This is a genomic window from Variovorax sp. PDC80 (assembly GCF_900115375.1).
In the GTDB taxonomy this organism is placed as follows: domain Bacteria; phylum Pseudomonadota; class Gammaproteobacteria; order Burkholderiales; family Burkholderiaceae_C; genus Variovorax.
Map to the genome: position 1 here is coordinate 53,648 of NZ_FOWG01000015.1, position 12,362 is coordinate 66,009.

The following is a 12,362-nucleotide window of genomic DNA, read 5'->3' on the forward strand; positions in this document are numbered from 1 at the left end:
ATTTTCATGGGTTGAACTTTCGCGCGCCGCCACGAGCGCACGCCGCGGGGCTGCTCGATATTCTGCGCAGGGCCCGGGCAAGCCCGCCGCGGACATCGCAGAACAACGGAGACGACATGCCACCCTTCATTTCGCGCAAGACCTTCCTTCGACGGCTGGCCGGATCGCTCGCGCTGGCCCTCGGGCCCGCCGCGGCGCTGGCCCAGGTTTTTCCCGCCAAGCCCGTGACCCTCGTGGTCCCGTTCGTGGCGGGCAGCCCCACCGACATCGTCGCGCGCGCCTTCGCCAGCGAGTTCTCGCTCGCGCTCAACACGCCGGTGCTGGTGGACAACAAGCCCGGCGCCAACCAGACCATCGCCGGCAGCTACGTGTCGCGCGCGGCGCCCGACGGCTACACCCTGTTCTTCGCCAACCTCCCGGCCGTGGTCGCGCCTTCGCTGCGCGCCAGCCTGCCCTACCAGGGCGTGGGCGACTTCGCGCCGGTGTCCGACGTGCTGACCATCGGCTTCATGCTTGTGACCGCGCCCAACGTGCCGGCCACCACGCTCAAGGAGTTCGTCGCGTTGCTCAAGGCCGACCCGTCGAAGTACTCCTATGGCTCCTCGGGCATCTCGACGCCGATCCATCTGATGGCCGAGATGTTCAACAAGGAGCTCGGCGTCAAGACCCTGCACGTGCCCTACAAGGGCGCCAATCAGGTCCAGCTCGACCTCATGAGCGATCGCGTGACCTACGCCTTCCTGCCGACCGGCACCATGGACTACGTGCGCGCCGGCAAGCTCAAGGCCTTCGGCCTGGCCGCCAGCCAGCGCGACCCGGCCTACCCCGAGCTGCCCACCATGGAGGAGTCGGGCATGCCCGGCTTCAAGGCCACGGTGAACTTCGTGCTCGTCGGCCCGAAGAAGACGCCGGGCGACGTGCTCGCCAAGCTCAATGCCGCAGCCAACAAGGTCGTGGGCAGCGATGCCTTCTATGGCAAGGTCAAGCCCGTGGGCGGCGTCGAGCTGTCGCGGCCCGCGACCACGGCGCAGGTCGGCGCGCACATCGCGGCGGAGGAGGCACGCTGGAATGCGCTGATCAAGCGGGCCGACATCCAGCTCGAGTGAAGTCGCGCCGCAGTCTGCAGAGTGCGAGTCCGCCGCCGATAGTGAAGCTCGTGTCGGTCACGTAGCGGGCTTCGTCAGGTGATAGACGCTCGCGTACCGATCAAGGAGGTGCGGGCCGTCACGACGCGCGCTTAGCTGAAGACTTGGTCGACACTCATGCCGTTAGTGCCTTTTGAGAGGCTCATGTCGTTCATGGCGTGCTCCTTCTCAACGGCCCGCCGCCTCGACGGTTACGCGCGTGACCGCCTCGGGCTGCGAGGTCATCACCACGTGCGAGGCTCCCTTGACCATCACCGTCTTCTTCGCGTGCGCGCGCTCGGCCATGAAGGCCATCGCGGCCGGCAGAATGTTCTTGTCGCGGTCGCCGTAGACGGACCATGAGGGCACCGGCTTCCAGGCCGGCGCCTGCGCGGCTTCGTTGAGCGCGATTTCGCCAAGACACAGGGGCTGGTCGAGGCCAGCGCGCGCATACAGCGCAGCGTGGCGGAGCCGCTGCAGCGCGTCGATGCCGAAGGCCTGCTCGACAACCTCGTGCTCGGCTACTGCGACGCCGGCCGCGCCATCGCGCTCGACGGCCGCATCGGTCAGCCGGTGTTCACCTGCCCGCTCGCGCTGCGGCGCGTGCTGGCGAACCTGATCGACAACGCGTTGCGTTATGGCAGCGACGTACGGGTGTGCGCGCACGTCGATGCGCAACGGCTGGTGCTGGCGGTGGTGGACTCGGGGCCGGGGATCAAGCCAGCGTAGATCGATGCGGTGTGCGCGCCTTGGGTGCGGGGGCGACAGGGAGAGGAGGACAAGCCTGGGTCTGGGCTTGGGCTGGCGATTGCGCGGAGGTTGGCGCGATCGATGCAGGGGGAGTTGTTGTTGAGGAATCGGCGGAGTGGGGGCTGGAGGCGCGGTTGACGTTGCTGTTGGTGGTGGCGTGACGCGGCGGCTCGCTGGCTCCAGCCAAGCAGGCGTTCGTCGCAGCGGTTGCCTTGCGAACAAGGTCTATTCGCTGGCGTCGGAGAGATACACCCGACAAGGAGACCGTATCAAGCGTAGGCGTCGCCAGTGAGAACCATTGCGGACACGTCCGGAGCGGAAGAACGCAAAGCGGCAATCGATACGCTGTAGCGCTTCGGCTCCGCATACGGAATTGCAACTCCATAGTTGCCATTCACGATGTCCAGCTTCATTTCATAGCATGCCAAAGCCGCGCCCAAAGTGATCAGCTTGCTCGCAAGCGGAGTAACCACAAGCCGGCATCCACCGATCACACTCAAGCTTCGCTGATAGCGTTTCATTGCGCCCAAAAGTTGTCGATAGGCCTCAAATGGGTTGCTCTCATGCGCATAGAGAACATTGGTCAGGGGTGTCTTGCTCACGTCAAACAATGGCACCTTGTATTCGATCAGCAGCCGATCACCACGGCGTGGATCACGGGACGGATGCGGAAGCACCGGGCAGATCTCCGCAGAGTCTGGAATTTGGTCGTACATCACCTTCTGGAGCTGAGACACCCTGTTTTCGCCGAGAACCGGAAACCATACGAGGGGCCAATCGCGAGTGCTTTCCGTTTGCAACGCACTTGCAAATCCAGGAATTAAGACCAGCTCGTTGCTAGGATCTTCAGACTGAATCATGCTGTCGAGTCCAGCATCCTCGCCTACAAGGATCTGCAGATTGATCTTCGACGCGGCCAAGGGCACTGGTGCATTGCGATTGGGCACTAGCCTATCCAGCAACGCGAGCATGAGCGACAAGTACGCTATTCGGGGAAGCGAACTTACGTCGAGAACGATGTCTGTCTGATCGGAGACTGCACGAAGCACCTCTTCAGTTCCAAGCCTGAGCGCATTGCTCGCGCTCAGGTCATCTTCTCCCTCGGCCGTTGACTCAATCATGACCGTCCGCGTTGCCCCGATTACAGCGAACCGTCTCTCCAGCGCCAGCGCGTTTGCTTCGGTCACCTCGACGAGTTCCTCGCTCAACTGGTAGCCGCGGAATCCAACAAGCAGCAACTCCGCCTTTTCGACGGAGCAACCCGAAGCGGTAACGCTGCCGACGAAGCGGTCCATCACGGACTGCGCTCGTAGGTCAAATCCTCGCCCCCCGACGTATAGCAATCGAATGTCGCTGTCATCACGCCGACGCTGTTGGAACATCTGATCCCACATATCCTGCACCTCGGCCCCACGCCGAAATACATAGCGGTTCCATAGCGTCATCGCGGCACCTCCACCGAGCGGCGTTTGGTCGGCGCCGAGGGGCCGTCCATCCAACTAATCAATGTCTCGGCAGACACATCCTGCCAACCGCCGTATTGAAGAGGAAGGTCGTGGTATGCACAGAGCGACCTGTTCAGATAGAACACCGTACCCTCCTCTCTGGACGCGCTTGCCGCGCTACCACGTGTCGTCAACAGATTCTCTGCAACGCACTCCCAGAGCACGCGGGCAAGAAGCGCATGTGGTTCTGAGGACTTTGTCTGCTCCGGTCGCAACCTACTCAGTTCGTAGCGACTGAGCCGGATGCCAGTCACACCCGGCGCATAGGAGGCCGACATTTGAAATGTCTTATCCCGGCAGTACTGGCCGATGGCATCCAGCAACCTCTGGGCCCTGGTTCCTTCCGTATGACTCTTCGGTATGAAATCGCGCTTGCGCTTGGCGGTTTCTTTGATTCGACGCTCTTGTTCCGCTGGGGACAAGCGCAGGTCTGGCTGCCTCCGAAGAACCTGTTTGGCAATCATGCCCTCATACAAGCTTGCAGCGACAGCCAGGAGTTCTTCGACATTGGTGGTTGCCAAGGCACAGAGTCGATCAATTCCATAGTAATAGGGCAATTTCAGGTCGTCGTGGCAAAGTATCTCCGCAGCACCAAGCACTTTGCTGTCGCGTTCGTCGAGGTCTTCCGCCGGGAGCGGCGCGAGTTCGAGCGTGAGTTGTCGCCGGCCTTCGGACCGGGCGATCAGGATGCGCGTTACGTACAGCTGCATCAGGCTCTCAAAACCAATCGTTTTCTGCCCTTCGTCTGCGTGCGCCAACCAATCGGCATAACGAATGTTTTCCCGGTGGCGTTCCATCTCCGCAGCAAAAAGTGCGATCGCCTTTCCGAATACCTCTGAAAGGTCCTCTGGCGTCAGCTGATCTTCAAGGTATTGCGAGAATGCGCCTGCGGGGATTTCGCGCTGGACGTCCAATCGGCGGTCCAAAATGCTTTGGGCGAAGGTCGCAAACTGGTGCTGACCACTCTTGCCGGTCCACATGTCCTCGATGGGGTAATGGCGAAGGTCTCGGCCCTCGCGAGCGCCCTGAGACAACAAGGCATCACCCAAGGCGATGCTGCGCTCGGCCAGCCACACCGGAATCGCTGGTCGAAGCTCGACAAGCTCCTCCAACATCAACTCGCGCTGCTTTTTCCGAAGCTTTTGGAGGTCATCGATCATCAGCAATCGACGCGGCGCCACCAGTTTTCCCCCGCGCAGAAATTTGACCGATTGCAGCCAAAGTACGCTTTCAAACCGGACATGTAGTGGAAGATCGGCCGAAGCATCGCCTGCGAGCGAGTCAAGCTTGGCATACACGGCTCGTTCCCGCTCTTCCGCCCATCGAACCAAATCGACGGCCGAATCCGCCGTGGGAATTGACTTGAGATCACGTGCCAAGTCGTCGTACTCTAGACGTACGTCAGTGAGTTGATCGGTCGATGCATAAGCAATTAGTGAAGCAAGACTTCGCAGAGTTCGAAGAACCACTCGACAGTCAAAAAGCGCCCGAAACAATCCTGCTTGCGCCATCGACGCGCCGGGAGGGAGGTCGGCATAACCCGAAGCACAAGACAGCAGCACTCCAAGTAACTGAGGCCCCTCAGTTTCATGCATGACCTGGCGCCCTAGCAACCGTTGGTACGACTCGTCTTGCCCAGCTCGGGCATTCCAGAAAGCTCGCAACGCCGCCGGCGTGAAAGCCCGCAGCAGAGTAGTTTTGCCTCCTCCCGGTGGACTGGTGAACAGATGTACCGCCCCGTTAAAGGCATCCTCATGAAGGCGTTCGAATATCTTCGGCGAGAAAAGACGAACAAACTCCTGGTCGGAGGTCCGCTCCGACATTCGCTCCAAGAATGGATTTGCGCGGTAGGCCACTCAAAAATCCTTGTGGCGGCTTACGCGAGGAAAGAGTCCATGGAAGCGGTGCGTCTCAGAACCCCAAAGCATGTAGACCGAATTATTTGGCGTGTTGTGTGAGAGGACCACCGGCAACGCACAGCCGGCAAAACCCATTTGCGCCGTGCTAGTGCCGCCGACCTCGATGTGCTCGTCGAAGGCGTCCGGGTCGTAGTATTTTGGATTTGTCAGTATGGCATGCAGTTCAGCTGGGACATTTTGCGTGAGGCCAACGCCCGGCTCAATAATCCAAAGCACTCGTACTTGAAGTGGCTTGTAGTGGTTCTCGGAGGTGAAGCGCTCAGACCAGTACTCGATATGGTCGATTGCTTGGCGGGTTGCGACATACAGAAGAAGGAAGACTTCGTAGTGGGATGTGTCGATGAGGTCGCCTTGGTGAAGACGCTCATAGATCTTCTTGATCTTTCCCTTGAACTTGTTACTGCGACTATCAAAGCGAATATAGGTATTGCCACTTCCGGAGAAGTCGTCCATCAACCACACTAGCGTAAATTTCGCTGATTGCTTGGCACCGTCAGAGGCCGGCTTAGCTCGGAGGGTATCAATCAAAGCATTAGCTTGGGCCTTGTCGCCGGAGTCATACGCTCGCCAAATATCCTCAGTCTCAGGAAGTGGCGTTGAAGGTGACTTCTTCAAAGCCTTTGCTAACGCCTGCAACATATCCTCTGCCTTGGCCTGGCCTAGTTCGTATGCCTGCCAGATTTGCTCGTTGCTGATTTCCCCATTGCTCGCACGTCGGAGTTCGTTGGTGCGGGCGCCGTCGCTAAGTCCCAAATACAAAGACTTCAGCTTCAATTCCTTAAACCGATCATCTCTGCAGATCTCGCCTACGCGGTAGGTAGGGATGGCTTTTTCCTCGGCCACAAGACGAATTCGCTCTTGGACGATGACATCCGGGTACGCGTGCTGCACCAAGTGCGAGAGTTCGTGGTCCGACACGTATACCAACCGCTCGAGCACGAACCCGAGCGCAGCAGAACGGTCGGGCATATCGAACTGATTCAGCCATAGAGCTAGGCTCTCGACGAATCGTCTCCCGGGGCCGAACCTTTGGTAGCCATCGTATTTGTAGTCAGCGAGCAAACGAAGCACAGGAACATTGTTCAAGACTACGTCTTGGTCCTGCCACCCCATGACTTTGGCAAGCAAGTACTGTGCGTTCTCGTCCTTCATTGCTCCTCCGTTTGCCTATTAGGTGCCTAGCGCGAAGCGGAATGAACCACCAAGCGGATCGATCTTTGCATGATCGAGATACCAAAGGGTGGCATCTACGTCTCGCTTGTGGTGCGGTGCCAGCTTCCAGCCTCGATCGAGTCTTCGGGAAGGCTGGTCGACGCTCAGCGAGAATCGATGCTCAAGCAAGGAGGCATCGTTGCCAGGCCAGGCGCCTTGGTCTCCCATCGTCACGATCTCGTACGGATCGATGCCACGTGCTTGGATCATGTTGGCAACGAGGTGCGACTTATTGACGTTGGCGGCTAACACATCGACCGAGTGTTTGCTTCGCACGACAGTAGAAGTATCAAGGCCAGCCTGCCGAAGTGAATCGGCGATCACAAACCACATGTTCTCAGCGTTGGCCCCCTCCTTGAACCGAACACTGATCTGGTGTGGGTAAGTCTCCCGAACGCGCTCAATTGGCACGCCCAAGCTTTCAAGACGTCCCAGAATGCGCCGCACGTGGCTGAGAAACTCGTTGGTAACGATCGCCTTGTCGATCTCTTCGTCGAGTAGGCCGATCCAGCCACCGTTGTATAGGCCCAGGTGTACCTTCGACCAGACTTCACTCGGCAGTACATCTCGCAAATGCTGTTGAATCGAATCTCCACGACCGGACGCAACACCAACAACGATGCCAGCGTTGAGTAGGCGAATCACCCGCTCCACAATCGGTGCCGAGGGTGGCAAGTCCTTGCGTTGAGAACTACAAAGGGTACCGTCATAGTCAAAGACGATCGCACGGAATGGCTGCAGAGCAAGCGCCGACTCGAAACTCGCGAGCGCTCGGCTCATCGCGCCGTTAGATCCAATCGATGGCCACCGAGCACCCAGCACTTCGAACTTCGATTGCTCGCCGCGTCTCCCTGTGTCCTCTGGGCCAGGGATGAAAGACGGTAGGTCAACGTAGTAAAGGTCACGGCCGAATGAAGGCACCAGCGGCTTCGCTGGATCCTTGCCTGTCTCCGCGGCGATAAGTGACACAAGCCGCATCTGAGCCACAAGCCCTGCCAGCAAGTCTTGTGGGCGTCCTCCTCCAAGCGGCATGGTGCAGACGGGCACATCAGATGGCAATAGTTCTTGCATCCGGGCCCAGAGCCGCTCTACGCCAGGTTCAACAAGGGCAAGAATGGCGCAGTCCTGGGCGCGCTCGGCGAGCCAGAGATGTCGCCCATGAGCAAACGAACGGATATCCGCTAATTGGCTGTACAGAAGCGCCGACTCAGAAAGCTTGGACTCCAAGTCTGCTGCAACTGGCCTGAGCAACGGGGAGAAGACGACAATGAGGCCCTTGCGAGGAACGGCCTGGCGCACAAAATCTTGCGCGCCGGTTAGCCATTCTTGAACTGACTGACCGCCGATGCGCAACCCATCGAGTGATTTCGGGAACTGAACTGCCTCCGAGTGCAGCGCGCCGTACGCTCGAGCAATCAAGACGGCGTCAAGCAGGAGGCTGTTAGTTGCAAGATAGCCATCTTTTTTGGCGAGCTCGAAGACATGAGGGGTAACTTCGGGAAGCTCTTTGACATGCTCCATCAGCGGACTCGACCGTCGGTTGGTCACAACGTGGACTGTTCGAGAACTGTGGCGTCTTGCGCGCTCGAGCACTTCAATGATGTCCGGATTCTTACCCTCGGCGGAGATCATGAACACCGGACTTGAAGCAGCCAGCGTGGGATTACAAATGATCTCCAGCGGCGTTGACGGTCGCGATACACGCCCCGTGTATAACTCATGCAAATTGCAGAGGAGAGAAGCTACGGTGAAAGAGCCACCAGACCCCACGCCGATGATGCTCGACTCCGCCGCGCTGGCAATTGCAAGCTTCAGCAGTTCGATGTCCGCAGACATCGCAGCAAAGAAGGTATTTCCCAGCTCTGCAAGCTCACCGTCATAGTAGGTATCGGACATAGGAACCTGTTTGCCTACACCACGGTCGCCTTGCGCGGCGAACGGCCCACCGGCTTATCGCTGCTCATACTCTTTTCCGATGCCACGCGAGGGGCTCGTTTAGCCTTCGGCGCCGGCTTTGCGTACTCCGAGCGTAACTCCATCAGCATGACGCCGAGCATGTTCTGCCCCTTTCCATCTACCTCGCCCCACAGCCTGTTCACGGCGTTGTTGACCGTGCCCGCCTCAACCAGTCGCGAATCGCCGGTCGAAATCAGCAAGGCCTTCAAGTCGGCATGTTGCTCGAACTTGGCACGGAGCACAGCACGCATGCGATCAAACTTTATCTCTGCCCAGTTCGGCACCACGTCCCAGACATAGAGGCCATGTGCAGCCATGGCCGCCAAGGACGGTGTTGGGGCGCTGAGGATCCAGTCACGCACGGCAGGCTTGATCGCCTTGCCTGCTTGGTATGCGTGCTCGGAGGTCGCGTAGGTGAGTCCTTCAAACTCAATTGATCGCGGAAAGAGGTTGCTGAACGCTCCGTAGGGTTTCTCGTTGGCGCGATAGAAGCAAATCTCGGCCTCTTGCGCCAAGTTTCCGGTGGTGGGGTGGGGCTTTGCTGCCGCAGGTTGTGAGACGACACGTGCCTTGCTGGTCGCAGCTTTCTTGGCCGTAAGGGTTGGCTTCTTGATCAATGTTTATCCTTGGCGTTTCGTGCGGGGGATAGCCCGACCGCCTCACAGTGATTGAGGATGAGCACTTCAATCAGACTGGTTATGCTGCGATGCTCCCGAATCGCCGCCGCCTCGGCTGCAGCCTTGATCCGCGGATCGAGCCTCAGCGACATCGTGGCGGTTTTCACTTTAGGGCGTTGACTGGCCATCAGAGTAGGGCGTTAGCCCAGGGTTACGCACTCATCAAATGTACTGCGTTTTGCAGTGCGCCTGAATGCAGTTTGCGAAGGCTCTTGGCCTATCAGCGCCCCCTAGGTTCGCTGTTCTCAGCAAGCGACTCTCCACCACGCTGCGGTTGAGAAGAGTGTCCGCTCGCAGTTGTTAATACCAGTTCAAGCGCCGGTGGTGAAGAGCCGTCGTTGCTGCAGAACGAAAGTTGACCTTCACCGTTTCAAGCTCCTCCGAGACGAGGTGATAGCTTCTCCAAGGGCAACGTCGCAGTCATCGCCCGCTTGAAGCAATCCTGCAGGACTCGTACCCAAGGGCCCTGCATCTCGAAATCAGCGCCACGCCTCGAACGCCGGCCTTACCTCCCCACTAAGCGCCCCCTTGGCTGCTCTCAAGCCGCAAAAGTGCTCCCGCTATCCGTCTCATTCCAATAAACAAGCGAGCTTGTGATAAGCCCGCGCCGACCAACTCCTTGGCACCTGATAGATCTCGCCCGGAAACACCGTCACGGCCACGGGCAGCGAGATATCCACGGCATTGAAGTTGTTCGAGTGGTCCTCCCAATAGATCTGCGCCACCGGGGCCGCACTGTTGGTGAACCAGTACAGCGAGATGTCGTCGGGCATCTCGTCGCGCGGGGGCACGCGCTCGGGCACGCCGCCCGAATAGGTCCAGGTCGCGAACTTGTCGTAGATCCAGGCGGCCTGGCCCACGGGTAAGTCGGCGAGGGCGTAGCCCAGGGTCTGCGGGCGCGCGACCATCATGGCGGAGTAGCCCGAGCTGTTCTTGTAGAAGTCGTCGAGCTTGTCGAAACGCAATCTCCGAAGAGGCAGCGACCATGGAGAGCCGTCCGGGTAACTGCGAGTTCGAGGAGATTCGCACCATTGGTGCTCGGCGCGCGTGGTCTGGGGAACTGAGTACCTTCTTGCCCGCGTCGCGCCGGTGCCCCCGTCGATCGGTACCAGCACGCCACCACCTCTTCGATCCCCGTGCTCCGCGCATTACAGAAGCTGCATTTATTGGCGCTTACCGCAACTTCATGCCAAACGGCACCGCACCCCGCCCACTTCTTCCCTAGAGTGGATGCCCCTCTCACTCGCGACCCCACCTAGGGAAGCAGAAAGGCACAACACCCCAATCCACCGAGACGTTCAAAGACTGCTTGCCTCGCGGCAGGTCGTCGTTGCAAAAGCAGCGATGCAGATGCGAGGTATCAAAAGGCGACGGCCAAGGTGTTACTAGCACCCCAGCCGTCTAACCAAGTTCGTGCAAGACCCTCGAAAGGAACGCACAAAAATGGCTACCAAGACTATAGCCCGGCGTCGCACGCCGGTATCTCCCGGAGAAAACGCCCAAGGCCCGGCGGATCTCCTCGAAAACACCCTATCCCAACTCGAAGCGCTTCTGTGGGCTTCTCACGGAAGAGACATCGATTGGTGCAGCGGTGAAGGGCCTCGCCAACTGGACAACCTGCTCTGGCTCGCGTCTGACCTCGCTCGCCAAGCCGGGGAGCTGTTTCAACTGAGCGAGATGCCGCGACGTGGAGCGCTTGAGACTGGCGGGTAAGGGCCGGTCTGCGGGCCGCGGTTTCGCGGCCCGCTTTCGCAGGTCCTGACCCCCTCAGCGCAACCCCCTGAACGATGAAGCCGTGGCCAGTGGCTCATCACGCGCAAGGCTTGGGTATCTGAACGCCTGAAGCCAGTACCGCGTCGGCATACGACGACAGCATCCGGATCGTCTCCCGCATGTCGCTCTCAGTGGCATCCGGATGGATCGCGCAAATTCGCAGCACGGTTCGATTGCGCAAGCGCGTCGTCAAGACCGTCGCAAAGCCCTCCTGAAGCGCCCGCGATGAAATCTCGCTGTTCAGCGCATCGAGCGCCTCCGGGCTCATGGCCGCATCCGTCATGCGGAAGGTGACGATGCCCAACTGCGCGGGCGACACGATGTCCCAGCGAGGATCCTTCTCGAGCTCGTCCTGAGCCCAGGCCGCCAACCGGCAACCATGCGCAATCGCCTCGCCCATGGCGTCCGACCCCAGCACCTGCAAGGTGAGCCACAGCTTCAGTGCGCGTGCCGGTCTCGTGAGTTCGACGCCGAGGTCCCAGAAATTGATCTGGTCGGCGTCGGTGTCGGCATGCGCATCGAGCAGGTATTCGGGTCGCGTATGGAAGACCTGCGAGAGGTGCTTGCGCTGACGCACGAAGACCATCCCGCAGCCGTACGTCTGGAACAGCCACTTGTGCGCATCCCAGCTCAGGCTGTCGGCCTCGCCGATGCCGTCGAGCAAACCCCGATGCGATGGCGACAGCGCGGCGGATGCGCCGTACGCGCCATCCACGTGCATCCACATGTCGTGCGCATCGCACAGTGCGCGAATCCGTCGCAGTGGATCGATGCTGCCGGTGTTCGTCGTGCCCGCGCTCGCAACCACGGCGAAAGGCCTGAGCCCATCGGAGATGTCCTGCTCGATGGCGGCTGCCAGGGCCGTCATGTCCATGCGGAACGTGGCGTCGGTGGGCATGCGGCGAATCTGATGCGGCAGAAGCCCGAGGATCTTCAGACCCTTGGCAACGGATGAATGCGTTTGCTCCGAGACGTAGGCAACGCCTTGCAGGCGCTGCGCCGGCTCGAGCTTGAAATCGCGTGCCATCGCAAGCGCCGTCAGGTTGGCCATGGAGCCCCCCGACACGAACAGGCCGCCAGCCGAAGGCGGGAACCCGACCTGCGCCGCCAGCCATTGAATGAGCGCCGCTTCGATGACGCTGGCCCCCGAACTCTGCAGCCAGCTGCCGGCGTGGACGTTGTGCACGGCGGTCAAGTAGTCGCCCAGGGCCGACAGCGGCGAAGACGGTCCCGGAATGAATGCCAGGAACCGGGGATGGTCCATGCGCGCACGCCAGGGGTAGATCTCCTCCAGCATCTGGTCGATCACCTCTTCCAGCGGCCGCGCCCCTGCGGGCACGCCGATCGCGCGAAGCGACTCGGCGCTGGCGTGATCGATCACGTCCACCGGACGTTGCTCGCGGGATGAGTGGCCGATCGGGCTCGTGCGAGACAGGACCCGTGCCC

9 protein-coding genes and 2 pseudogenes are annotated in these 12,362 nt (G+C 60.0%); 2 read left to right on the top strand and 9 right to left on the bottom strand.

Translation table 11 applies throughout. The annotated features are described in order from the left end of the window. Positions 1 to 116: 116 nt before the first annotated feature. Positions 117 to 1,106, top strand: a complete 990-nt coding sequence (locus BM109_RS33475) for a Bug family tripartite tricarboxylate transporter substrate binding protein (protein WP_177239532.1) — start codon at positions 117 to 119, stop codon at positions 1,104 to 1,106. Positions 1,107 to 1,313: 207 nt separating this feature from the next. Here BM109_RS33475 and BM109_RS33480 read toward each other — a convergent pair whose 3' ends face one another. After that, the gene (locus tag BM109_RS33480) at positions 1,314 to 1,493 is read right to left on the bottom strand and encodes an alpha/beta fold hydrolase (protein ID WP_177239526.1); all 180 of its coding nucleotides are present in this window, start codon (positions 1,491 to 1,493) and stop codon (positions 1,314 to 1,316) included. Positions 1,494 to 1,511: 18 nt separating this feature from the next. On the opposite strand from BM109_RS33480, the pseudogene BM109_RS33485 reads away from it, so the two are divergent. Further along, positions 1,512 to 2,035, top strand: a pseudogene (locus BM109_RS33485) (ATP-binding protein); the annotation flags it as partial. A gap of 108 nt (positions 2,036 to 2,143) precedes the next feature. Here BM109_RS33485 and BM109_RS33490 read toward each other — a convergent pair. The 8 genes and pseudogenes from BM109_RS33490 to BM109_RS33530 all read right to left on the bottom strand — a co-directional run bounded on the left by BM109_RS33490 (position 2,144) and on the right by BM109_RS33530 (position 12,303). After that, positions 2,144 to 3,319: a hypothetical protein gene (locus BM109_RS33490; RefSeq protein ID WP_093352834.1), complete on the bottom strand. Its 1,176-nt coding sequence runs from the start codon at positions 3,317 to 3,319 to the stop codon at positions 2,144 to 2,146. Next, positions 3,316 to 5,235 carry an ORC-CDC6 family AAA ATPase gene (locus BM109_RS33495; RefSeq protein WP_093352836.1) on the bottom strand — a complete coding sequence of 640 codons (1,920 nt, stop codon included), beginning with the start codon at positions 5,233 to 5,235 and terminating at the stop codon, positions 3,316 to 3,318. Before BM109_RS33495 ends, BM109_RS33490 begins: the two co-directional genes overlap by 4 nt. Further along, complete coding sequence (locus BM109_RS33500) at positions 5,236 to 6,450, bottom strand: phosphoribosyltransferase-like protein (protein WP_093352839.1); 1,215 nt, start codon at positions 6,448 to 6,450, stop codon at positions 5,236 to 5,238. 18 nt (positions 6,451 to 6,468) lie between these two features. Beyond that, positions 6,469 to 8,406: an HAD-IIB family hydrolase gene (locus BM109_RS33505; protein ID WP_093352841.1), complete on the bottom strand. Its 1,938-nt coding sequence runs from the start codon at positions 8,404 to 8,406 to the stop codon at positions 6,469 to 6,471. A 14-nt stretch (positions 8,407 to 8,420) separates the two neighbouring features. After that, positions 8,421 to 9,083 (bottom strand): NADAR family protein, encoded by a 663-nt coding sequence (locus BM109_RS33510; RefSeq protein ID WP_256222937.1) that lies wholly within the window; start codon positions 9,081 to 9,083, stop codon positions 8,421 to 8,423. Beyond that, positions 9,080 to 9,271, bottom strand: a complete 192-nt coding sequence (locus BM109_RS33515; RefSeq protein WP_093352845.1) for a hypothetical protein — start codon at positions 9,269 to 9,271, stop codon at positions 9,080 to 9,082. Before BM109_RS33515 ends, BM109_RS33510 begins: the two co-directional genes overlap by 4 nt. A gap of 410 nt (positions 9,272 to 9,681) precedes the next feature. Next, positions 9,682 to 10,135: pseudogene (locus tag BM109_RS33520) on the bottom strand (epoxide hydrolase); the annotation flags it as partial. A gap of 818 nt (positions 10,136 to 10,953) precedes the next feature. Beyond that, a complete protein-coding gene (locus BM109_RS33530; protein WP_177239533.1) occupies positions 10,954 to 12,303 on the bottom strand; it encodes a pyridoxal phosphate-dependent decarboxylase family protein in 1,350 nt (449 codons plus the stop codon). Between the last annotated feature and the right edge of the window lie 59 nt (positions 12,304 to 12,362).